Consider the following 23,262-nt stretch of genomic DNA (forward strand, 5'->3'; position numbering starts at 1 on the left):
CCCGGGCAAAATGCTCGCCGCACGACCGCCAGCCCCTCCCAGGGCACGCCTCCCATGCGCAAACGCCACTCCCTCCTCATCGGCCTGGGCATCGCCACCGCGGCGGTCTGGGTTTTCAACGCCTCCTGGCGCGCAGCGCCGCCCGAAGGCGCCAAAGCGCGCCTGATCGCGCACCGGGGCGTGCACCAGACCTACCACCGCGAGGGGCTGGAGCGGGACACCTGCACCGCCCGGCGCATCGAGCCGCCCACGCACGACTACATCGAGAACACGGTGCGCTCCATGCAGGCGGCATTCGCCCATGGCGCGGACATCGTGGAGCTGGACGTGCACCCCACCACCGACGGCCGCCTGGCCGTGCTGCACGACTGGACGCTGGACTGCCGCACCGAAGGCCGGGGCACCACGCGCAGCCACGCGATGTCCTACCTGCGCACGCTGGATGTGGGCTACGGCTACACCGCCGACGGGGGCCGGACCTACCCCCTGCGCGGCAAGGGCGTGGGGCTGATGCCCGAGCTCTCCGAGGTCTTCACGGCCATGCCCGGCCAGCGCTTTCTCGTCAATTTCAAGAGCCGGGAGGCGCGCGAGGGCGACATGCTCGCCGCGCTGGTGGCCGGACAGCCCGCCTGGCGGCAGGCCATCTGGGGCGCGTACGGGGGCGACGAGCCCACCCTGCGCGCCGCCGGGGCGCTCGCGGCCCAGGGCGGGGCACCCGTCAGGACCTGGTCGCGCCAGGGGCTGGCGCAGTGCCTGGGCCGCTACATCGCCCTGGGCTGGGCCGGCATCGTCCCCGAGGCCTGCCGCCAGACCACCGTGATGGTGCCCCTGAACGTCGCGCCCTGGCTCTGGGGCTGGCCGAACCTGCTGCAGCGGCGGCTGCGGCAGGCGGGCAGCGAGATCATCCTGCTGGGCCCCTACGGCGCGGGCGACGCCGGCACCTCGGGCATCGACACGCCCGCGCAGCTGGCCCAGGTGCCCCGGGGCTTCGCGGGCTATGTCTGGACCAACAAGATCGAGGTCATCGGGCCCGTCTTCCGGCGCTGAGCCCCGCTTGGCGCTACGCTTGGCGGCTGCGTGCGCCCCGGCGCATTCCGGCTTCTTTCTCTTCACCACCACCCTCATTCCTTCCCACCCCATGCCCCTTGCCCCCTACCTCGATACCGCCCCGTGCCTGGGCAGCGGCGTCTTCATCCACGACTCCGCCCAGGTGATCGGCGACGTGACCCTGGGCCGCGACGCCTCGGTGTGGTGCAACGCCGTGCTGCGCGGCGACGTGAACCGCATCGTGGTGGGGGAGTGCAGCAACGTGCAGGACCTGGCCATGGGCCATGTCTCGCACCGCAACGCCAGCAAGCCCGAGGGCTCGCCGCTCCTCATCGGCAGCCATGTGACCATCGGCCACTCGGTGATCCTGCACGGCTGCCGCATCGGCGACGAATGCCTGATCGGCATGGGCTCGATCGTGATGGACGACGCCGTGGTGGGCGACCGCGTGATGCTGGGCGCGGGCAGCCTGGTCTCGCCCGGCAAGGTGCTGGAAAGCGGCTACCTCTACATGGGCCGCCCGGCGGTGCGCCAGCGCGCGCTGACGGACGTGGAGATGGCGTACCTGCGCTACTCGGCCGAACACTACGTGCGGGTGAAGAACAACTACCAGGCCCCGCCGCTGACGAAGCCTGCAGCCTGATCCGGTCCGGAAGTCCGGCAGGCCCCAGGGCGCGCGGGCGGCGCGTATCGCATCACTATTCGAGCCATGTTTGTCTATGAGTGAACTTCTTGAGCAACTGTCCCAGTCGGTCTCCACGGCCCACTCCGTCGAAGAGCTGACGCGGCCGCTTCTGGAAATGCTGGAGGCGGTGACGGGGCTGGAGTCCACCTACCTCACCGCCATCGACGAGGCACAGGGCGTGCAGCACGTGCTGTACGCGCGCAACTCCAGCGCCATGCAGATCCCCGAGGGCCTGGTCGTGCCCTGGAACGACACGCTGTGCAAGCGCGCGCTGGAAGAGGGCCGCACTTTCACCGACGACGTTCCCACCTGCTGGGGCGATTCGCAGGCCGCGCGCGGCCTGGGCATCCGCACCTACGCGAGCCAGCCCGTGCGCGTCGGCAACGGCGCGCTGTACGGCACGCTGTGCGCGGCCAGCACCCACGCCCGCCCGCGCACGCCCGAGGCCGAACGCATCCTCACGCTGTTCGCCTATCTCATCGGCCAGCAGGTGGAGCGCGAGCAGCTCATCCACAAACTGCTGGCCGCCAACGAACAGCTGGCCGCCGTGGCCGCCACCGACCAGCTCACGGGGCTGCCCAATCGCCGCGCGCTCATGGAGGCGCTGGAACGGATGCTGGCGCAGGGCCGGCGCCGGCAGATGGGCGTGCAGATCGCGTTCATCGACCTCGACGGCTTCAAGGCGATCAACGACACCCACGGCCACGAGGTGGGCGACCAGTTCCTCGTGGCCGTCGCGCAGCGCCTGCGGGGCGTGCTGCGCGCCGAGGACCTGGCCGCGCGCCTGGGCGGCGACGAGTTCGTGGTGATCAGCCTGAGCGCACACGCCGGCGACGCCCTGCACACCGCGCAGGATGCGCTGAGCCTGCGCATCGCCCAGGCCACGCAGGGCCGCTTCGACCTGCCGGGCGCATCGCTGGACTACGCCGGCGCCAGCGTGGGCGCGGTCACCATGGCGCCGGACCAGACCTGCAGGGCCGAGGACGCCCTGCGCGTGGCCGACCAGATGATGTACCAGGTCAAGCGCGCGCGCCGGCAGGCCCAGGACGCGCTGGCACAGGCGCGCGGCGGGCTGCCCACCCGCCGCTGAGCCGGCCCGCGCCGCCGCCGCAGTAGCCACACCGCCAGGGACACCATCGCGGTGCCGGGATAATCGGCGGTCACCACCCCCACGCTCCATGGCCTCTTCCCCGTGCCGCGTGCTCGCCGTCATCCCCCCGATGACGCAGCTGAACACGCCCTATCCCTCCACCGCCTACCTCACGGGCTTCCTGCGCTCGCGCGGCGTCCTCGCGTTCCAGGAGGACCTGGCGCTGGCGCTCGTGCTGCGGCTGCTCTCGCCCGAGGGCCTGAGGGCCGTGGCCGCCAAGGTGGATGCACTGCCCGCCAAGAAACAAAGCCCCGCCGTGCAGTCCTTTGCCGCGCAGCAGGACCGCTACCTGGCCACCATCGGCCCGGCCATTGCCTTCCTGCAGGGGCGCGACAGCACGCTGGCCCACCGCATCGCGGGCCGCAACTACCTGCCCGAGGGCCCACGCTTCGCCACGCTGGATGTGTATGTGGACGACGAAGGCGGCGACCCGCTGGGCTGGGCGTTCGGCGCCCTGGGCCTGCACGACAAGGCCAAGCACCTGGCCACGCTGTACCTGAACGACCTGGCCGATGTGCTGCGCGACGCGGTGGACGAGCGCTTCGAATTCGTGCGCTATGCCGAATCGCTGGCGGGCAGCCAGCCCACGTTCGACCCGCTGGCCACGGCGCTGGCCGCACCGCCCACGCTGGTGGACGACCTGCTGGCGCAGCTCACGCACGAGGCCATCGAACGCCACCAGCCCACGGTGGTGCTGCTGTCGGTGCCTTTCCCGGGCTCCGTGTACGCGGCGTTCCGCATCGCGCAGGCCATCAAGGCGCGCCATCCGCAGGTGGTGACGGTGCTGGGCGGCGGCTTCGTGAACACCGAACTGCGCGAGCTGGCCGACCCGCGCGTGTTCGACCATGTCGACTACGTGACGCTGGACGCCGGCGAGCGCCCGCTGCTGGCGCTGCTCGAACATGTGCGCGGCGAACGCGGCCGCCAGCGGCTGGTGCGCACCTTCGTGCGCAACGACGAGGGCACCGTCCAGTACATCAACATGATGGAAGCCGACGTGGCCTTCGCCGAGGTGGGCACGCCCACCTGGGACGGCCTGCCGCTGGACCGCTACCTGTCGCTGCTGGACATGCTCAACCCCATGCACCGGCTGTGGAGCGACGGGCGCTGGAACAAGCTCACGGTGGCGCACGGCTGCTACTGGAAGAAGTGCAGCTTCTGCGACGTGAGCCTGGACTACATCAGCCGCTACGAGGGCGCGAGCGCCGAGGTGCTGGCCGACCGCATCGAGGCCATCGTGCGCGAGACGGGGCAGACGGGCTTTCACTTCGTGGACGAAGCCGCGCCCCCCAAGGCGCTGAAAGCACTGGCCACCGAGCTGATCGCGCGCAACGCGGGCATCAGCTGGTGGGGCAATGTGCGGTTCGAGAAAACCTTCACGCCCGACCTGGCCGGGCTGATGGCCGACAGCGGCTGCATCGCCATCTCGGGCGGGCTCGAAGTCGCGTCCGACCGGCTGCTCACCCTCATGAAAAAAGGCGTGTCGGTGGACCAGGTGGCGCGCGTGACGCGGGCCTTCACCGACGCGGGCATCCTGGTGCATGCGTACCTGATGTACGGCTTTCCCACGCAGACCGTGCAGGACACGGTGGACGCGCTCGAATACGTGCGCCAGCTGTTCGCCAACGGCTGCATCCAGAGCGGCTTCTTTCACCGCTTTGCCTGCACCGTGCACTCGCCCGTGGGCAAGAACCCCGAGGAGTACGGCGTGACCCTCGCGCCGCTGCCGCCGGGCGACTTCGCCAAGAACGACGTGGCCTTCATCGACCCCACGGGCGTGGACCACGATGCGCTGGGCGGCGCGCTCAAGAAAGCCATCTACAACTACATGCACGGCATCGGTCTGGAAGAAGACGTGCGCACGTGGTTCCCCTTCAAGGTGCCCAAGACCACGGTGCGGCGCGACCGCATCGAGCGGGCGCTGCGCGAGCGAGGATGAGGGCCGGGGACTGGAATTTGAATGAAAATGCCGCTCAGCGGTTATTCAACAAGCGCTGGCAGCTATCAATAGCAGAGCGCCTACTGCTTTTGCTTCTGATAGGCCTTGTCCGCTGGCGGGCCCCGGTCCGTGTCCTGCAGGCCCCGCTGCACGTCCCGGTAGGCCTGCTCCACCTGGGCATCGGGCTGGCCGTGGGTCATATCCACCGATTCATCGCGCTCGTGCGGCAGCTTGGGCTTGTCGGCGCTTTCGGGCGGCGGCGCGGCCTGTGGGGTACGCCGGCCGGCGGTGGCGGGCGACTGGGGCGTGGTGGTGTTGACGCTGGGCTGGCCGGTGGGGGCGGCGCTGGGGTGGTCCGGGGTGCTGGCGGTGGGCATGTGATCTCTCCTGCGGTACAGGGCTTCATCGTAGGAAAGCCCCCGGAGCCGCCGTGTAGTCCCCGGCGCCATCTGTCCGCCGGGTGAAGCGGCCGCTGGCCGCGAAGGCGCAGGCGCCAACCCATGCGACACTACTGTATGTCTCAACAGGTGTGGGCCGCGCAGGCCCTTGAATCTTTCGATGCGGTGGTGCAGGCCACGCCCGGGTTTCGCAGCCGCGACGGCCAGCGGCGCATGGCCGAGCAGGTGGCGCACACGTTCAGCAGCGCCACGCTGGGCAAGGTGGACGAGGAGGGCGGCGAGGCGGCGCCCACGCGCTCCATCGCCGTCATCCAGGCCGGCACGGGCGTGGGCAAGTCGCTGGCCTACTGCGCGCCCGCCATCGCGCTGGCGCTGTCGCGCGGCACGCGGGTGCTGATCTCCACCGCCACCGTGGCGCTGCAGGAGCAGCTGGTCAACAAGGACCTGCCGGCGCTGGCCGCGCTGATGCCCCAGCCCTTCAAGTTCGCGCTGGCCAAGGGGCGCGGGCGCTATGTGTGCAAGCTCAAGCTCGACCGGCTGGCGGGCGCGGGCGAGGCCGAGGCGTCCGATGAAGACGACCTGTTCGCCGAGGAGGAGGCCGCCGCCCGCGCCAAGCGCCCCCGGCAGGAAACCGAGGCGCGCATCCAGTTCTACGGCGCCATGGCGCAGACGCTGGCCAAGGGCGCCTGGGACGGCGACCGCGACAGCCTGGAGACCCCGCCCGAGCCCGAGGTGTGGAGCCCCGTGGCGGCCGAGGGCGCGTCGTGCACGGGCAAGCACTGCCCCGCCTTCAGCCAATGCACCTACTACGACAAGCGCAAGGAACTGGTGGGCGCGCAGGTGATCGTGGCCAACCATGACCTGCTGCTGTCGTCGCTGGGCGCGCGCGTGCTGCCCGAGCTGGACAACTGCCTCCTGGTGCTGGACGAGGCCCACCACCTGCCCGCCACGGCGCTCGACCAGTTCGCCTGCAGCATGGACCTGTCGCGCCTGGCGTGGATCGACCGGCTCTCCAGCCGGGGCCTGCGCATCGGCGCGCTGCTGGAGGTGGAAGAGATCGCCGACATCCCGCGCCACGCGGCCCAGCTGCGGCAGACACTGCAGGACCTCGCGCGCATCGTGATGGACGTGTACGGCCCCGCGCTCAAGAGCCAGAAGGACACCTGGGGCCCGGCCCGGGTGCGGGTGCCGCGCGGCGAGCTGCCCGAGCCGCTCACCGCGCCGCTGGGGCTGCTGGCCGCCAGCGCCGACGGCTTCCTCGAAGCCCTGCGCGCCATCAGCAAGGCCCTGCGCGCCGAAATGCGCGACAAGCCCGAGGAGGCCAAGCGCCTGTCCACGCTGTATGCGCAGATCGGCATGCTGGCGCCGCGTCTGGAAGAGCTGCACGCCACCGCGCAGCTGCTGCTGCAGGAGGCCCCCCAGGGCGCAGACCGCAGCTTCGTGCCTGCGGCCAAGTGGTTCACGCTGGAGGTCGATGGCGATTTCATCGTGGTCAAGGCACACGCCAGCCCCATCCTGCCGGGCACCACGCTGCGCAACCACCTGTGGAACGCGGTGCGCGGCGCGGTGCTCACGTCGGCCACGCTCAACAGCTGCGGCAATTTCGATTTCTTCCTGCGCGAGGCCGGGCTGCACGGCGACGAGGCCGCGATCACGCTGGAGGTGCCCAGCCCCTTCAACTACGCCGCCCAGGGCACGCTGATCGCCGCCGAGACGCGCGCCGACCCCAAGAACGCCGCGCAGTTCACGGCCGAGATGGTGGATGCGCTGCTGCACGACATCGCGCGCGTGGAGTACGGCGCGCTGGTGCTGTTCACCTCGCGCGAGCAGATGCGCCAGGCCGTGGACGCCTTGCCCACCGCCATGCGCGGCGTGGTGCTGGTGCAGAACGCGCTGCCGCGCACGCAGCTGCTCAAGCGCCACCGCGAACGGGTGGAGAACGGCGAGCCCTCGGTCATCTTCGGCATGCAGTCGTTCGGCGAGGGGCTGGATCTGCCCGGGCGGCTGTGCGAGTCGGTGTTCATCACCAAGCTGCCCTTTGCCCCGCCCGACGACCCGGTGGGAGAGGCCCGCGCCGAATGGCTGCGCGCCGTGGGCCGCGACCCGTTCAGCGAACTGGTGGTGCCCGCCACCGCCATCCGCCTGGCGCAGTGGGTGGGCCGCGCCATCCGCACCGAGGACGACCAGGCGCATGTCTACTGCTACGACAAGCGCCTCATGCGCACGAGCTACGGCCAGCGCCTGCTCAAGGGCCTGCCGCCCTTTGCGCTGGAGCAACGCGCGCCCCTGTAGGATGCCCCCCGAGTCGCCTGCGGCGCCGTCCCCACCAGCGGGCGCCACGGCGGCACGGGCCGGGGGCTGCACCCGTCCCACGCGCCGTGCTGCCCCTCCTTCCCTCCCTTCCTCCCCATTTGCCATCCCCAGCGAGAACCCCATGACGAACGCCATCCCCGCCTGCCCCCAATGCGGCCTGGAGAACACCTACCCCGACGGCAACCACTACATCTGCCCTGACTGCGCCTTCGAATGGCCCCAGGCAGCCGAATCCGCCGAGGTCGACGCGCCCGAGGGCGGCGGCGCCGTGCTGGACGCCCACGGCAACCCGCTGGCCGATGGCGACGCGGTGATCCTGGTGAAGGACCTCAAGGTCAAGGGGTCCTCATCCACGCTCAAGAAGGGCACCAAGATCAAGGGCATCCGCCTCGTCGATGGCGCCGACGGCCACAACGTGGACTGCAAGACGGAGCTGGGCAGCATGCTGCTCAAGTCAGAGTTCCTGAAAAAGGCCTGATCGGGCCCGGCCCCGGGCCCCTGCCCGCGATACAGGGCACGGGGCGCGGCGGTGTCAGATAAACACCCACGCCCCGGCGGGCGGCGGGCCGACACGGTGCGCGCGCCACCCTGCCTAGAGTGAATGGAAGCACCGACCCCTTCCCCATTCACCACCGCACGGAGAGCCCATGCCCCACGACACCCCCGCCCACGACACCTTGTGGAAGCTCATCAAGGACATCCGCTTCGGGATGCTGACCCACCGCACCGCCAGCGGCATGCTGCATGCCCACCCGCTGACCACGCAGAACCGCCGCATGGACGAACAGGCGGAGCTTTATTTCTTCATTCCCAAGTCCGGCGAACTGTACGAGCGCCTCCTCACCGATGGCGAGGTGAACGTCTCGTACGCCGACCCCGGCGCGGACAGCTATGTCTCGCTCTCGGGCCAGGCGCGTTTCGTGGACGATCTGGCGCAAAAGGAAGCCTTGTGGTCGACCGCGGCCCAGGCATGGTTTCCGGGCGGCCACACCGATCCGGAGCTGGCCCTGCTGGCCGTGCGCATCCGCCATGCCGAATACTGGGACGTGGACGAAAGCAAGATGGTGCAGCTGTTCAAGATGGCCAAGGCGGCCGTCACCGGCCAGCCCCCGCGCCAGCTGGGCGAGCACAAGGAACTGACGCTGCCGTGAACGGCACCGCCACGCCTTTTCTTCACCATCCATTCCAGGAGGTTCCATGAGCAGCAAGGAAAACCGCCGCGAGGAAGACCCATCGGGCGGCAATGACAACACCGAGGGCTCGGGCAAGGTCGCCCAGGCCCACAACAGCACGGGCGACAAGCCCACCACCCAGATCAACCAGGGCCGCCGCACCCCCGAAAGCCGGGGCGACCGCGACACGCACCTGGGCAGCAGCAACCAGGCGCAGTCGCGCCGGGGCGCCGCCGGCAGCAGCGGCCCGGCGGGCAGCCGCGGGGCGGGCTGAGCGCCGCCGGGCACCGGCACCGCTCGCACCCATGCGCAAAGAGCCTTCGGGCTCTTTTCTTTTGCGCGTGGCCCTTGAAGCAAAGGATTTTCCATCCATATACCATCCACAAACCATCCATATGGATGGAAATCATCCATACCACCGGCCACGGAGGGCCCCATGACCCCAGCTCCCGCTTCGTCCCTGGCCGTGCGCGGCAAGATTCCCGATTCCGAAAAGATCACGATCAACCTGGGCTTTGTCGACCTGGGCCACATCGACCTGCTGGTGTCGGAAGGGTTTTATGCCAACCGCACCGACTTCATCCGCACGGCCATCCGCCAGCAGCTGGCCGCCCAGGGCGACGCCGTGCGGCAGGTGGTGGCCCGCAAGATGCTTGTGCTGGGCCTGCAGCGGTTTGGCCGCGCCGAGCTGCAAGCCGTGCAGGCAGCGGGCCAGGTGCTCGAGATCCGCGTGCTCGGCCTGGTCAGCATCGACGACGACGTGCCACCCACCCTGGCGCAGGCCACGATTGCCTCCATCACGGTGCTGGGCGCGTTTCACGCCAGCGCCCCGGTCAAGGCCGCCCTGGCAGGGCGCATTGGCTGAGCGCGGCGCACCACCACCACCACCACGAAAGAACCCCATGGACTGGAACCTCAAACTCAAGCAGCTGATGGGTCAGGCCACCCACCTGGTGCGCAGCGGCCAGCTGGCGGATGCCACGCGGGCCATCCAGCAGGCGCTGGGCAGCGCTTCGGCCACGGCGCCGGGGCCCGCCGCGCCGCCGCCGGAACGCCCGGGCCCCGCCCCGGTGCAGGCACCGGCAACCCCCTTCGCCTTTCGCACGGGAACCCCGTGGCGCAGCAGCGCGGCGCAGGACGTGGAGGACGCGGTGGTGGTCGAGCGCGGCACCGTGCAAGTCCCCCCGGGCGCGGCCCGGCCCGCCCCACCGTCCGGGCCGGGTGCCCGCCCGGCGGCCGCCGCGCCGCACGCCGCCGAGCCCCCGGACAGCTTCACCGCGGTCGCCTTCAGCCAACCTGGCGCCCCGCACAACCCGCACCACTACCACCTGTACGTGCCGCCCGGCGCGGGGGCCGGCACGCCCATGCCCCTGGTGCTGATGCTGCACGGCTGCACGCAGAATCCCGTGGACTTCGCCACCGGCACCGGGATGAACGCCGCCGCCGCCCCGGCCAACGCGCTGGTGCTGTACCCCGCACAGCCCCACAGCGCTAACCCCAACGGCTGCTGGAACTGGTTCCGCCCCGAAGACCAGCGCCGGGGCGGCGGCGAACCCGCTCTGCTGGTGGCGATGGTGCAGGACGTGATGGCGCGCCACCCCGTGGATGCGCGGCGCGTCTACGTGGCGGGCCTGTCGGCCGGCGGCGCCATGGCCGCGCTGCTGGGCCGCGAGTACCCCGACGTGTTTGCGGCCGTGGGCGTGCACTCGGGCCTGCAGGCCGGCGCGGCACACAACGTGATGGGGGCGCTGTCGGCCATGAAGCATGGCGCCAGGCCGGCGGCGGGCACCCCGGCTCCGGGGGCTGTTGCGGCGGCGCCCCTGATCGTCTTCCACGGCGATGCCGACACCACCGTGCACGCCCGCAACGGCGAGCAGCTGGTGCAGGCGGCGCGGGCCAGCGCCCCGGGCACCGTGGAGCTGGGCACGCACCAGGGCCAGTCGGCCGGTGGCCAGGGCTACACGCGCACGGTGTATGGCCTCGCAGGCGCGCCGGTGGCGGAGCACTGGGTGCTGCATGGCGGCGGCCATGCCTGGGCGGGCGGGCATGCGCAGGGCAGCCACACCGACCCCCGGGGGGTATCGGCCACGCGGGAGATGCTGCGGTTCTTCCTGGAGCATCCCCGGGGACTGGCCGGCACCCCGCCATAATTTGCCCGGGAGCGCAGCGCTACCTTCATCCAGCACAACAACACGGTGCGAAAGCCATCCAGGGAGAGGAATCCGTCATGGAGAACGTCTACATCACCGTCGCGGGGCTGGTGGCCATCGGGCTGGTCTTCTACGCCCTGCGGCGTTCGGGGCGCCAGGACAACACCCGCACCGACCTGCGCATCACCGCGGTCTCCATCGCGCCCCCCTCGGGCAGCGTGCTGCCGGCCAACACGCCGATCACCGTGACCCTGGACTACCGCTACGGCGCGCCGCGCGAGCCGCTGTATGCGTGGGTGAAGATCCTGGACACCACCTACGACTCCCTCTACGAAGGCTCGCACGACATGCTGAACCCGGGCTCCGGGCGGGTGAGCCGTTCCGTGCACCTCACGCAGGCGGGGACCGTGCGCGAGTTGTTCATCGTGGTCAAGAACCGGGACTTCGTGGAGGTGTTCAACCAGGCCATCGCCGTGGACTTCACCTACGAGGACGCGGTGCTGGACGAGGCGCAAAGGAACGATGGCAAGGGATCGCGGATCACCGACATCCGTCTGTCCATTGCGTCCCCCGCCACGGTCAAGGCCGGCACCCGCATCGATGTCGAGGTCGAATACGACATCCAGGCGGAGGAAGGCCTGGACATCTGGGTCATTCCCGACACGCAGGCCAACATGACCTACGAGGGCACCACGGGCCGGCTGGACGGCGCGGGGACCGTGCACAGGCACTTCACCCTCATCGACCCCTGCGCGGTCACGGGCCTGCGGCTGCTGATGAAGAATGCGTCGAGCCAGACGGTCTACGAACACCGCGTGCCGGTGGACTACACCTTCACGGCGTAGCCGTTCCCAGCCGACCACCCCCAGGGCCCCGCCCGGCACGGGGTTCGGTTTATCCTGCAGGCCCGCCGGCACAACCCGCTGCGGCCCGCAATGGGGGCCGCTGACGCACGGCCTTGCCCCTCGGAACACCCATGCCCCCCATCGCCGTCATCGACTTTGAAACCACCGGCGTCTCGCCCGGCCAGGGCGCGCGCGCGACAGAGATCGCCATCGTGCTGCTGGAAAAAGGCCAGGTGGTGGACCGCTTCCAGAGCCTCCTGAAAACCGGCGCGTGGATTCCGCCGTTCATCACCCAGCTCACCGGCATCACCAACGCCATGGTGAACGCGGCCCCAGAGGCCGCAGGCGTCATGGCCGATGCCGCGCGCTTCGTGGGCGATGCGCCCATGGTGGCGCACAACGCGTCGTTCGACAGCAAGTTCTGGCAGGCCGAACTGGCACGGGCCGGCGTGGCCGCGCCGCACCCCTTCGCCTGCACCGTGCTGCTGTCGCGCCGCCTGTACCCGCAGGCCCCCAGCCACAAGCTCGGTACGCTGGTGGACTACCACGGCCTGCCGCGCACGGGCCAGGCCCACCGGGCGCTGGCCGATGCCGAAATGGCCGCCGCGCTGCTCGCGCGCATCCAGCACGACCTGCGCACGCGCTGGCGGGTGGCCGAACCCAGCCATGCACTGCTGCAGCTGGTGCAGCGCTGCGCCAAACCCGCGGTGGGCGCGCTGCTCGCGCGGCACGCCACGCCCTGAATGCGTTTGCTACATATTTGATAGCTTGCGGCGCTTATCCACAGTGCGCTAGAAGGCATTTTCATTCATTTTCCAGCCGTGCCCCAGGGGGCACCTGATCCGGGTCCTCGGCCAAATCCCGGAAAATCCGCGCTTTCGCTTTTCAACCAGACCACCGCATGACCGACACCACCCCAGCCGCTGCCGCCACCGACCGCCCCGCACTCCCCGACCACCTGAGCGTGGACCCGCGCAGCCCGCACCATGTGGCCGCGGTGTTCCAGCACGACATCGGCATCCGCTTCAACGGCAAGGACCGCACGGATGTCGAGGAATACTGCGTCAGCGAAGGCTGGGTGAAGGTGCCCGCGGGCAAGACGGTGGACCGCAAGGGCCACCCGCTGATGATCAAGCTCAAGGGCAAGGTCGAGGCTTTCTACAAGTGACATCGCCCCGCGCGGCCGCGCCGCGCCGGTATCTGCCGCGCGTTTTCCGTGCCTGACGACAACGCCGCCCCCTGGGTGATCCATTGCGACGGCAGCGCCGTGCCCAACCCGGGGCGCATGGGGCTGGGCGCGGTGGTGCACGCGCCCGATGGCACGGTGGCGCAGCAGCTGTCCGAGGCCACCACCTTCACCGGCTGCAACAACGAGGCCGAGCTGAGGGCGCTGGCCCTGGCGCTGCGCTGGCTGCAGGCCCAGGGCACCGCTGCAACCGCTGGCGTGCGGGTGTACAGCGACAACAGCGTGTTGGTGGAGCAGCTCGCCCCCGGTGGTGCGCGCGCCGCGCCCGTCGCGCGGCTGGCCTTGCTGTTCGACGAGGTGCGCGGGCTGATGCAGGCCGTGGGCGATGTGGCGGTGCGCTGGATTCCGCGCCACCGCAATGGCCAGGCCGACACCCTCGCGCGCGGCGCGCTGGGCCTGGCGCCCAAGCCGTCCACGAAGCACCACACCCGCACCAGGAAAAAGCGGCGCTGACCGGCCGGCGCGCTGCGCGCTCAGTCCAGGCCCAGGGCCTCGCGGTAGGCGTTGATGCGGGGCAGCAGGGTCTGGCGGCGGGCCAGGCTGCCGGGGGGCCAGTGGGCGTCCCGGTCGTAATACTGCGCCACGGCGGGCGTGCCGGGCGCAAGCACCACCCAGGGCTGCTTCGACGCGGTGTAGATGTGGATGTCGGGCGGCAGGTGGTCCGGCGCGTCCAGCGTGCCCACGCGCACGAAGGCGACGAGCGGGCCCGCGCCGGAGTAGTGGCTCCACACCGCCACGCGGCAGTGCGGGCAGCGCGCGATCTTCTGGCCAAAGCCGCTTTCGGACGGAGTGTCCACCAGGTCGACCTCGCCCACCCGCAGCGCCAGCCTGTCGGCCTCGATCATGGCGTTCAAGGCGAACGACGCCCCGCTTTCCCGCTGGCACCAGCGGCAATGGCAGCAGTGCACGAAAAGCGGCGCGGTGAGCATGCGGTAGCGGACATGGCGGCAGGTACAGCCGCCGTCCAGCGGGAACACGGGGTCTGGGTGCGTCATGGCAGGGCGGTGGGCGGCAAAACGGAACGAGTCACCATTTTGGCGAAAGCGCGGGACAAAATCACGCGGCCGCCGCGCGCGGTGCCCGGCCCCGGGGTGCAAGCGCCGTTCAGCCGCCCGCGCGCGCCAGCAGCAGCGCCTTTTCCTGCGCGTTGCGCGTGAGGCCCGCCGCGCGCTCGAACTCGGCGCGCGCCTCGGCCACGCGGCCCAGCTTGGCCAGCAGGTCGCCGCGCACGCTGGGCAGCCAGTGGTACTGGGCCAGCACGGGGTCCGCCGCGATCTCGTCCACCAGCCGCAGCGCCGCCGCCGGGCCTTCGGCCATGCCCACCGCCACGGCGCGGTTCAGCGCCACGACGGGCGAGGGCGCCACCTGCGCGAGCGCGTCGTACAGCGCCACGATGTGGGCCCAGTCGGTGTCCTGGGCGCGCCGCGCGCGGGCATGGCAGGCGGCGATCGCGCCCTGCAGCGCGTAGGGGCCCCAGGCATGGCCCGCGCGCGCCAGCTGCTCGGCCTTGTCGAGCGCGGCCAGGCCCCGGCGCACCAGCAGCCGGTCCCACCGCGCGCGGTCCTGGTCCATGAGCAGCACGGGCCGGCCCTCGCCATCGGTGCGCGCGGGCAGGCGCGAGGCCTGGATTTCCAGCAGCGCCACCAGCCCCTGCACCTCGGGCTCGTCGGGCACCAGGCTGGCCAGCACGCGCACCAGGCGCTGGGCTTCGCCGCACAGGGCAGGGCGCATCCAGTCGTCGCCCGCCGTGGCCGCGTAGCCTTCGTTGAAGACGAGGTAGATGACTTCGAGCACCGACGCCAGGCGCGGCGCGCGCTCGGCCGCGCCCGGCACCTCGAAGGGCACGTGGGCGGCCGACAGGCTGCGCTTGGCCCGCACGATGCGCTGCGCGACGGTGGGCTCGGGCACCAGGAACGCCCGTGCGATCTCGGCCGTGGTGAGGCCGCCCAGCAGCCGTAGCGTGAGCGCCACGCGCGCCTCGGTGGGCAGCACGGGGTGGCAGGCGGTGAAGATCAGGCGCAGCAGGTCGTCGCCGATGTCGTCCTGCTGCGCAGCGACCAGGGCGTCCACCACGTCGGGGGCGTACTGGGCTTCGAGCGCCTGCAGGTCCTTGCCCAGCGCCTCGTGCTCGCGCGCATGCACCGCCTGCTGGCGCAGGTGGTCGATGGCGCGGCGCTTGGCCGTGGTCATGAGCCATGCCCCCGGGTTCGCGGGCAGGCCGGTGGCGGGCCAGTGCTCCAGCGCGGCCACCAGCGCGTCCTGCGCCAGCTCCTCGGCCCGGCCCACGTCGCGCGTCATGCGCGCCACGCTGGCGATGATGCGCGCGGCCTCGATGCGCCACACCGAATCGATGGTGCGGTGCAGGGCATCGGCGCTGGCATCGGCATCGGGACTGCGGGGGTTGTGCATCGGTGGCCTCGGTGAAAGCTCAGCCCAGCGCCTTGCTGGCATCCACCATGTGCACGAACTCCCAGCTGTGGCCGTCCAGGTCGTCGAAGCTGCGCGAATACATGAAGCCCAGGTCCTGCACCGGGCGCGGCGAGGTGCCGCCGGCCGCCACGGCCTTGGCGACGAGGGCATCGACCTCCTCGCGGCTGTCGCACGAGAAGCACACCAGCACCTCCGAGGTGGTGCGTGCGTCGGCGATCGCCTTGCTGGTGAAGGTCTGGTAGAAGTCCCTGACCAGCAGCATCACGAACAGGTTCTCGCCCACCACCAGGCAGGCGCCCTGTTCGTTGGTGAACTCGGGGTTGAACTCGTAGCCCAGCGCGCGGAAGAACGCCTGCGAGCGGGCCATGTTCTCGATGGGCAGGTTCACGAAGATTTGCTTGTGCATGAAAGGCTCCTGAAGGGGTGGGAAGGTAAAGGGAAACAGAAGGTTTGGCAAAGGTGCGCGGTTCAGGTCGCTGGTTTTTGCGCCACGGCCTGCAGGTTGGTCAGGCCGTCCTCGAAGTCCTGGCCGACCATGCGGTCCATGTTGAAGAACAGGTGGGCGATCTTGGCGACGTACGGCACGGGACCCTGCATGGCCCAGGTGACGCGCGTGGCGCCGGAGCCCTCGGGCTGGAGCGTGAATTCCACCTGGTTGTGGGCCTCGAACGGGGCCACAAAGTCGAGCTTCATCGCAACCCGCGCGGGGGCCGTGGCGTCGACGATCTCCATGCTGCCAGTGCCCACCTTGTCGCCCTGCCACGCATAGCGCGCGCCGGGGCCTGCGGTGGTGGCGCTGTACTGGCCCTTGGCGGCGGGGTCCTTGCGTTCATACGGGTTCCAGGTGTTGAACTGGCGCAGGTCGTGGATGAGCCCGTACACACGTTCTGGCGGCGCGGGGATCACGCGGCTGCGCTCCACGCGGAAGCTGTCGGGGCGGGTGGCGGCAAACGCCAGCAGCAGCGCCAGGGCGGCGAGCAGCACGAGGGCGATGGTCTTGATCATGGCGATGGTCTCCAGGCAGGTGCAGCGGTTCAGCGGCGGGCTTCCAGGTCGCGGAAGTGCTCGACGCCCTCCACGGCGGCGAAGTCCTCCATCTCGTAGAGCGGGCGCACCTCGATCTCGGCCTCCAGGCCCTCGCCGCGCGGGTTGGGGAAGCGGCGTGTCCATTCCAGCGCCTCGTCGCGGTCGCGCACCTGGATCAGCGTGTAGCCGGCGATGAGCTCCTTGGTCTCGGTGAAGGGACCGTCGGTGATGGTGGTGCGCGCCCCGGCCGCGCCGTAGCGCACGCGCCAGCCCTGCGCGCTGGGCTTGAGGCCGCTGCCGTCCAGCAGCACGCCCGCCCGGGCCAGCTCTTCGTGGTAGCGGGCCATGGCGGCCATCAGGGGTTCGGTGGGCATGTCGCCGCGCTCGGATTCTGCGGTGGCTTTCACGATGATCATGAATCGCATGGGGTTCTCCTCGGGGTGTCAGGGGGGCGGGCCATGGCGCGATCCGTGGCCTTCACCAGCACGACGGACGAACCCGTGGCAGATCGACAGCTTGGTGGCTGGTTCAGGGTTTTTACTTAGAAAAAGAGGGTGGGGCGCGGCCCGGCCTGCGCCACACGCCCGCAGCGCCGCCCGCTGTGGCGTATCCGCCAAGCCGTGCAAATGGTTACCGGCCATAGCGATCTGCCTCGGTAGGATGCCGCGCGAGGGACCCGACCGCAATGACCAGCCACAACGACACTGAACCAACACCCCCCTGGCTGGCCAGCATCCCGCTCATGCCCGGCCACCAGGCCCTCGCGCTGGTCATCGTCCACCCGGGCCGGGCCGTGGTCCCCGCCGAAGGCCTGGGCGAGGTGCTGCGCTTCTGGGCCGACGGGCGCGGCGGCTGGATCGGCGCAGCCCGGGCGGCCCACGGCCCGTGGGGCTACATCGACGGCGAGGGCCGGTGGCGCGTGCCGCCCACGCTGCAGAACGCGCGCAGTTTTTCCGAGGACGGGCTGGCCCGCTTCTGCGACGGCGGGCGCTGGGGGTTCATGGACCTGGCGGGGACGGTGGCCATCCCTCCCGCATTCGACAACGCCCAGCCGTTTCGCAACGGTTTGTGCGCGGTGCAGGTGGGCCAGGATGCCTGGCGCATCATCGACCGCACCGGCCACACCACCTGCGACGAGGTGTTCCATGAGCTGAGCCCCTTCGGCGCCAATGGCCTGGCGCGCGCCACGCTGTGGAAGAAGGCCAGCAACCAGCGCACCCAGGGCTTCGTGGACCGCACGGGGCGCTGGGTGATCGAGCCCTGCTTTCGCGACGCGCGGCCGTTTGGCGAATCCACCGCCACGGCCGCCTCGCTGGACGGCGACACCTACGGCCTCATCGACGCACAAGGCCGCTGGGTGCTGGAGCCCCGCTACCCGCGCATCGATGCCTTCAATGCCGAGGGCCTGGCCTTCTTCGACGAACCCCATGCCTGGGACAACGGCCATGGCTACCTCAACGCGCGCGGCAAGGTGGTCGTGAAAGGCGGGCGCCACCTCTCGCGGCGCATGGCCTGCGGCGTGGCCGCCAACAGCTATGACGGCACGGGCTTTCTCACGGCCGACGGCAAACCCCTTGCGGCCCCGCCGCTGAGCTACGGCACGGATTTCTCGGCGGAAAGCGGCTTTGCCGTCGTGCGCACCGCCGCCGCCGTGCGCAAGGGCGCGGCCGATGCCACCACAGCGGCCCCGGCGCACTGGGGCCTGCTGCACCCGGACGGCCGTTTCGTGCCCGCGCCCGACCACCTGCTGGAGCCGCTGACCGATGGCGATGGCTGGCTGGTAGGGCACCCGCCGGACACGCCGCTGGTGCCGTTTCTGACCCGCGACGGACAACTGGCCTTTATCGACGGCGAGGGCGCCGTCGCCTGGCGCGCGCACTACGACGGCCAGCAGGTGGCCTTGCTCGACGCCGGGGGCACGCCCCTGTGGCGCAGCGGCGTGCGCGAGAACTGCTGGCCCCCCGGGCCGTTCTTCCACGCGCCGCTCACCGACCACCTGGAAAACCTCAAGACGCTCGACGGCATCGTGCCGCTGGCCGTGGACCTGCTGGCCGACGCCGAGGCCCGGCTCCACCGCCTGGCGGCGGGCGATGAACTCGCGCCCGACGAACCCGTGGACGGCGACGATGAAGATGAAGATGACGACGGGGAGCAGGACCCCGGCCAGGTGCAGGCCGGCCGCACCGTGGTCGTGCGGCGGGTGATGCGCGCCTACCTGAGCGAATCGCACAACGGCCCCTACGAATTCCTGTGCACCGACCTCAACCGCGCGGTGGACGAAGCCCGCGTGGCGATGGTGCAGCAGCTGAGCGCGCGTTTTGGCGCCGCCGACCCGAACCCGGAGCACGCCGTCCCCTGGCGCCGCCAGGGCGACTACACGCAGGCCTGGCCCGTGACAATGGCCAAGCCCCTGCCGGGCGACGGCGGCGCGCTGCACGAGGCGCGCGAACAGTGGCTCACGCTGTACAAGCATTCGGACTCGGGCGACGGCGATGTGTGGTGGGAACTGTGGCTCATGGCCGCGCCCAGCATCGACGCGCTGCAGCTGGCGCAGCGCGCGCGCGGCGCCGGCCCCGCCACGGAACCGCCCGGCCACGGCGGCGAGCCCGAAGGCCCGGACAGCGACGGCCCGGCGCTGGACAGCCGGCCCCCCGAGGGCGCGCCGGCCACGCAGCCGCCCCGGACACGTGATGAATGGCTGCGCGCCGTGTGCAACGACCGCCATGCGATCGCCCATGTGCCCGCGCAGTGGCTGGACGATGCGATGGTGGATGCCGCCCTGGATGCGAACGTGGCGGCGCTGGAATACGTGCCTGCGGCCTGGCGGACAACCGCACGGCTCGAATCGCTGGTGCGCCGGGGCCTGCGCGAGGCGGCCGGCATCCCGCCCGAATGCATGACCGCCGAAGCCCTGGCCCTGGCACGCAGCCTGTATGCCGGCCAGCCCGAATGGGACTGGCGCGACGAGCGCAACAGCGGCATCCCCGCCACCTGGGACCACAACAGCCTGTGCGACGTGTGGGGCTGCCTGCTCACGCCCGAGCTCGCGCTCAAGGCGGTGCGCGCCCAGGCGCCGCTCAAGGACCTGGCGCACTGGCTGCGCACCGATGCGGTGGAGCAGGCCGCCCTGCAGGCCGACATCTACAACATCAGCTACATCGACCCGCGCAAGATCACGCCCGCGCTGGCCGAGCGCGCCGTGCGGCACGACTACGGCTGCCTGATCGAGCACATTCCCGCCGACATGCTCACGCCCGCGCTGTGCCTGGCCTCGGCGCGCGCCAACGGCCTGTCGCTGGACAAGATTCCTGCGGCGCTGCGCACCACCGACGTGTGCGTGGCCGCGCTGCAGGACCGCTGGGACATGTTCCTCGCCGTACCGCCCGCGCTGCGCGAGGACGTCACCACCCGGCTCATCGCGGACGACCTGGACCAGGCCCGCCGGGACGGCGAACCCCGCGAGGCCAGCCACTGGCACGTGCAGCGCGCCTGGGCTCGGCTGTGGGCGGGCGACCCTGAAGACGCGATGGCCGACGCCCGCCTGGGCCTCGGCCGCGTGCGCCACGAAGAGCATGCGCGCTACATCCTGGCCAGCGCCTTGCGCGCCCTGGGCCGCACGCAGGAAGCGGCGCTCGAGGCCTCCACGGTGCTGTCGCTGCAGTCGCCCTACGCCGCGCAGTGGGATGCCGCCGAGGACACGCGCTGGCTGCAAGGCCTGGCGCAGGGCCAGGCCCAGGCGGCCGATGACGCCACGCTGATCGCACGGCTGCAGTCGCACCCGCGCACCCTGGCCGATGTGCCGCGCGAACGCATCACCCACGCCATGGTCGATGCCGCCCTGGCGGCCGACGAGGACACGGTGCGCTTCGTGCCCAAGCGTCTCATGACCCCCGCGCGCTATGCGGCGGCGCTGCGCCAGGGCGTGAAGGATTTCGGCCAGATCCCTCCCGACATGCTCAGCGAGGAAGCCTGCATCGCGCATGTGCAGGAGGGCGGCTGGCGGCTGGAGCAGATCCCGCCCGCGCTGCGCACCGTGGCGGTCTGCGCCCACGCGGTGCGCCGCTGCGCCAGCGCCATGGAACATGTGCCCCAGGCCCTGCACGGCCAGGCCCGGGAAGCCGCCGCGCGCCTGCCCCGCGATGACGGGGATGCCGCAGGCGGCACCCCCCGCGCCGGCGGCGTGGGCGGCTGGCTGGCACGCCACGTGGTCGATTCCGCGCTGAAGGGGCAGGGCACCGCCGCCCGCCGTCTGCAGCACCAGGGCGTGCTGGCCGCGTTCCTGGTGCAGGCCGCCGTGACCGCCCGGTCCGGCACGCCGCCCACCCTCACCGGACTGGCGGGCTGGTTCGAGCAGCGGCCGGTGCTGGCCTGGGCCACCCACCTGCTGCTGGGCCTGGCGGCCTGGGTGGGCCACGCGTTCGTCTCGGTGGCTGCCTGGCGGGCGGAAGGCGCGTGGATCGGGCTGGGGACGTTCGCGCTCATGGGCTTCTCCGAACTGTACTGGGCGTGGCGGTTTGTGTTCGCCAGCCCCCAGAGCCCCTGGCTCGCGGTCGCGGCGGCCCTGGTGGTGGTCTACCTGTTCGGCTGGCGCCGCCTGTACCGCCGCGTGGGCCTGGCCTTCGCCCACCGCGGGGATTCGGCGGCAGGGGACTGAGCCCCAGCCGGCCGACCGGCTGCTGCGGCCACCTTTTACATTTTTCCTAGGGTCATCACCGATCCCCCCGGGGGCCTGCCGGGCCTGCTGGTGGATACAATTTGTAAACACTCGCCCCACCGACCCACGAACCTCCGGAACGCTTGGTCTCGCACACAGGAGCCACCGCCACAACGGGTGCAACGCCCATGACAAGAGGATCGGACCATCGCCCGGCACAGTGGCCACAGCGCATGGCGCTGGCCCTCCTTTGCAGCGGACTCTCCCACGCCATCGCGCAGGCGGACATCGCCCATCTGCCGCTGGAACAGCTCGTGCAGATGGAAGTCCGGACCGCCAGCCGGTACACGCAGACCACCCTGGAAGCACCCGCCCTGGTGAGCGTGGTGACCGCCGACGACATCCGGCTCTTCGGCTACCGCACGCTGGCCGAGGTGCTGGGCAGCATGCGCGGGCTGTATGTGTCGTACGACCGCTCCTACCACTACCTGGGCACGCGCGGCTTCGCCACGCCGGGCGACTACAACACCCGCGTGCTGCTGCTGGTCAATGGCGTGCGCTTCAATGACAACCTCTACGACCAGGCCACCATCGGCACCGACTTCCCGCTGGACCTGGACCTGGTGGACCGCGTGGAGTTCGTGCCGGGGCCGGGCTCCGCCGTCTATGGACCCAATGCGTTCTTCGGCGTGGTCAACGTCATCACGCGCGACGGCCGCCAGCTGGCCGGCCCGCAGCTGAGCGTGGCGGCCGGCAGCCACGGCAGCGCCAAGGCCCGCTTCTCGGTGGGAACCGTGGACGCACAGGGCGGGGACTGGCTGATCGCGCTGACGCGCGCGAGCAGCCGGGGCGCGGACCAGTACTTCGCCGCGTTCGACACGCCGGCCAGCAACCAGGGCGTCGCGCAGCGCCTGGATTTCGACCGCAGCACCCAGCTGTTCGCGCGGATGCAGCGCGACGGCCTGAGCCTCACCCTGGCGCACGGCGAGCGCAGCAAGGGCACGCCCACCGCGGCGTTCTCGCAGACCTTCAATGACCCGCGCTCGCGGTCCATCGACACCACCACCCGCGTCGCGGCCGAGTATGCGAGCCAGCTGCAGCCCTCCCTCGCGTTCACCGGGCGCGTCCACGCCGGGCACTACCGCTTCGTGGGCGACTACGCGTACGACTATCCGCCGCCCACGCTCAACCGCGACGTGGGCACCGGCCAATGGTGGGGCACGGAATGGCAGTGGGTGAGCACGGCCCTTGCACGCCACAAGCTCGCGTGGGGCGTCGACTACCGGCGCGACACCCGCATCCGGCAGCTCAATGCCGACGTGGATCCGCCCGTGCAATACCTGGATACCCGCCGCGCGGGGAACGCGCTGGGCATCTATGTCCAGGACGAGTTCGCGCTGGCGCCCACGCTCACCCTGCACGCGGGCCTGCGGTGGGGCAAGCAGTCGGGCAGCGACGGCAGCTTCCACCCCCGGCTGGGCCTGGTGTACTGGTGGAACCCGGCCACGGCCGTCAAGCTGCTGCATGGCACGGCCTACCGGCCGCCCAACGCCTACGAGCGCGACTACCGGGTGGACCTGCCCGGCGGCATCGTCGATCTGGCGGGCCTGCGGCTCGAAAAGGTGCGCACCACGGAGTTGGCGCTGGAACACGCCCCCACCGGCACCACGCGCATGCTGTTGACGGCGTTCAGGTCCGAGGTGACCGACCTGATCTCGCTGGGGGACGCGGGCATCCCGGACAGGCTCAGGTTCGGCAACGCGCGGGGCGTGCGCGTGCATGGCATGGAGACCGAGGTGGAGCAGCGCTGGCAAGGAGGGTCGCGCCTGCGCGTGGCCTACGGGTGGCAGAAGGCGCGCGACGCGGGCGCACCCGAGACGCTGACCAACTCCCCCCGGCACCTGCTCAAGCTGCAGTGGTCGGACACGCTGGCGCTCGCGGCCCCGGGGCAGGGCAGGCCGGGGCAGTATGCCGTCGAGGCCATTGGCGTGGGCGCGCGCAGGACGCTCGCGAACGCGCGCCTGCCTGCGCACGTCCTGGCCAACCTCGTCTACACGAAGCGCCTGGGGGACGTGGATGTGTCGGTGGGCGTGTACAACGTCTTCAACCGCCGCCACGCGGACCCCGCCTCCTACGAAATCCGCGAAGACTCGATCCGGCAGGATGGACGGACCTACCGCGTCAAGCTCACCTACGGGTTCTGAGCC

22 protein-coding genes are annotated in these 23,262 nt (G+C 71.0%); 16 read left to right on the forward strand and 6 right to left on the reverse strand.

All coding sequences use genetic code 11. The features are described from left to right. Positions 1-54 precede the first annotated feature (54 nt). From AC1RCS_RS18235 to AC1RCS_RS18250, 4 genes are all read left to right on the forward strand, one after another. Positions 55-1,047 (forward strand): glycerophosphodiester phosphodiesterase family protein, encoded by a 993-nt coding sequence (locus AC1RCS_RS18235; protein WP_492246105.1) that lies wholly within the window; start codon positions 55-57, stop codon positions 1,045-1,047. 91 nt (positions 1,048-1,138) lie between these two features. Beyond that, positions 1,139-1,690: a gamma carbonic anhydrase family protein gene (locus AC1RCS_RS18240; RefSeq protein ID WP_218339334.1), complete on the forward strand. Its 552-nt coding sequence runs from the start codon at positions 1,139-1,141 to the stop codon at positions 1,688-1,690. A gap of 76 nt (positions 1,691-1,766) precedes the next feature. Beyond that, positions 1,767-2,822, forward strand: a complete 1,056-nt coding sequence (locus tag AC1RCS_RS18245) for a sensor domain-containing diguanylate cyclase (RefSeq protein WP_492246106.1) — start codon at positions 1,767-1,769, stop codon at positions 2,820-2,822. Positions 2,823-2,910: 88 nt separating this feature from the next. Further along, positions 2,911-4,821 (forward strand): B12-binding domain-containing radical SAM protein, encoded by a 1,911-nt coding sequence (locus tag AC1RCS_RS18250; protein WP_492246107.1) that lies wholly within the window; start codon positions 2,911-2,913, stop codon positions 4,819-4,821. A gap of 80 nt (positions 4,822-4,901) precedes the next feature. Here the strand turns inward: AC1RCS_RS18250 and AC1RCS_RS18255 are convergent, their stop codons facing one another. Beyond that, on the reverse strand, positions 4,902-5,198 hold the full coding sequence (locus AC1RCS_RS18255; RefSeq protein WP_218296367.1) for a hypothetical protein: 297 nt from the start codon (positions 5,196-5,198) through the stop codon (positions 4,902-4,904). 138 nt (positions 5,199-5,336) lie between these two features. On the opposite strand from AC1RCS_RS18255, the gene dinG reads away from it, so the two are divergent. From dinG to AC1RCS_RS18305, 10 genes are all read left to right on the forward strand, one after another. Further along, positions 5,337-7,511 carry an ATP-dependent DNA helicase DinG gene (gene dinG, locus AC1RCS_RS18260; RefSeq protein ID WP_492246187.1) on the forward strand — a complete coding sequence of 725 codons (2,175 nt, stop codon included), beginning with the start codon at positions 5,337-5,339 and terminating at the stop codon, positions 7,509-7,511. Positions 7,512-7,653: 142 nt separating this feature from the next. Next, entirely contained in the window at positions 7,654-8,010 is a 357-nt protein-coding gene (locus AC1RCS_RS18265) for a zinc ribbon domain-containing protein YjdM (RefSeq protein ID WP_492246108.1), read from the forward strand. Between the two features lie 169 nt (positions 8,011-8,179). After that, on the forward strand, positions 8,180-8,683 hold the full coding sequence (locus AC1RCS_RS18270; protein ID WP_218296369.1) for a pyridoxamine 5'-phosphate oxidase family protein: 504 nt from the start codon (positions 8,180-8,182) through the stop codon (positions 8,681-8,683). Between the two features lie 46 nt (positions 8,684-8,729). Continuing rightward, positions 8,730-8,978, forward strand: a complete 249-nt coding sequence (locus AC1RCS_RS18275) for a hypothetical protein (protein ID WP_218296370.1) — start codon at positions 8,730-8,732, stop codon at positions 8,976-8,978. A gap of 162 nt (positions 8,979-9,140) precedes the next feature. Continuing rightward, the gene (locus tag AC1RCS_RS18280; RefSeq protein WP_218296371.1) at positions 9,141-9,569 is read left to right on the forward strand and encodes a CopG family transcriptional regulator; all 429 of its coding nucleotides are present in this window, start codon (positions 9,141-9,143) and stop codon (positions 9,567-9,569) included. A gap of 37 nt (positions 9,570-9,606) precedes the next feature. Beyond that, complete coding sequence (locus AC1RCS_RS18285) at positions 9,607-10,854, forward strand: extracellular catalytic domain type 1 short-chain-length polyhydroxyalkanoate depolymerase (RefSeq protein ID WP_492246109.1); 1,248 nt, start codon at positions 9,607-9,609, stop codon at positions 10,852-10,854. 77 nt (positions 10,855-10,931) lie between these two features. Beyond that, positions 10,932-11,699 (forward strand): hypothetical protein, encoded by a 768-nt coding sequence (locus AC1RCS_RS18290; RefSeq protein ID WP_492246110.1) that lies wholly within the window; start codon positions 10,932-10,934, stop codon positions 11,697-11,699. A 131-nt stretch (positions 11,700-11,830) separates the two neighbouring features. Next, positions 11,831-12,442 carry a 3'-5' exonuclease gene (locus AC1RCS_RS18295; protein WP_492246111.1) on the forward strand — a complete coding sequence of 204 codons (612 nt, stop codon included), beginning with the start codon at positions 11,831-11,833 and terminating at the stop codon, positions 12,440-12,442. 158 nt (positions 12,443-12,600) lie between these two features. Beyond that, entirely contained in the window at positions 12,601-12,867 is a 267-nt protein-coding gene (locus AC1RCS_RS18300) for a DUF3297 family protein (protein WP_492246112.1), read from the forward strand. Between the two features lie 48 nt (positions 12,868-12,915). After that, complete coding sequence (locus tag AC1RCS_RS18305; RefSeq protein WP_492246113.1) at positions 12,916-13,398, forward strand: reverse transcriptase-like protein; 483 nt, start codon at positions 12,916-12,918, stop codon at positions 13,396-13,398. 20 nt (positions 13,399-13,418) lie between these two features. Here the strand turns inward: AC1RCS_RS18305 and AC1RCS_RS18310 are convergent, their stop codons facing one another. The 5 genes from AC1RCS_RS18310 to AC1RCS_RS18330 form a co-directional block, all read right to left on the reverse strand. Beyond that, positions 13,419-13,940: a GFA family protein gene (locus tag AC1RCS_RS18310; protein WP_369640934.1), complete on the reverse strand. Its 522-nt coding sequence runs from the start codon at positions 13,938-13,940 to the stop codon at positions 13,419-13,421. Positions 13,941-14,049: 109 nt separating this feature from the next. Next, positions 14,050-15,354, reverse strand: coding sequence for an RNA polymerase sigma factor (locus AC1RCS_RS18315; RefSeq protein WP_492246114.1), 1,305 nt, complete (start codon positions 15,352-15,354; stop codon positions 14,050-14,052). Positions 15,355-15,373: 19 nt separating this feature from the next. Continuing rightward, positions 15,374-15,781, reverse strand: a complete 408-nt coding sequence (locus tag AC1RCS_RS18320) for a VOC family protein (RefSeq protein ID WP_218296378.1) — start codon at positions 15,779-15,781, stop codon at positions 15,374-15,376. 62 nt (positions 15,782-15,843) lie between these two features. After that, positions 15,844-16,380 (reverse strand): SRPBCC family protein, encoded by a 537-nt coding sequence (locus AC1RCS_RS18325; RefSeq protein WP_492246115.1) that lies wholly within the window; start codon positions 16,378-16,380, stop codon positions 15,844-15,846. 29 nt (positions 16,381-16,409) lie between these two features. Then, complete coding sequence (locus AC1RCS_RS18330) at positions 16,410-16,826, reverse strand: YciI family protein (RefSeq protein WP_218339320.1); 417 nt, start codon at positions 16,824-16,826, stop codon at positions 16,410-16,412. Positions 16,827-17,086: 260 nt separating this feature from the next. Here AC1RCS_RS18330 and AC1RCS_RS18335 point away from each other — a divergent pair, with 260 nt between their 5' ends. After that, the gene (locus AC1RCS_RS18335; protein ID WP_492246116.1) at positions 17,087-21,055 is read left to right on the forward strand and encodes a WG repeat-containing protein; all 3,969 of its coding nucleotides are present in this window, start codon (positions 17,087-17,089) and stop codon (positions 21,053-21,055) included. Positions 21,056-21,243: 188 nt separating this feature from the next. Then, positions 21,244-23,259, forward strand: coding sequence for a TonB-dependent receptor plug domain-containing protein (locus AC1RCS_RS18340; protein WP_492246117.1), 2,016 nt, complete (start codon positions 21,244-21,246; stop codon positions 23,257-23,259). The last annotated feature ends 3 nt before the right edge of the window (positions 23,260-23,262 follow it).

This window comes from Acidovorax sp. GW823-FHT01C06 (assembly GCF_058798375.1).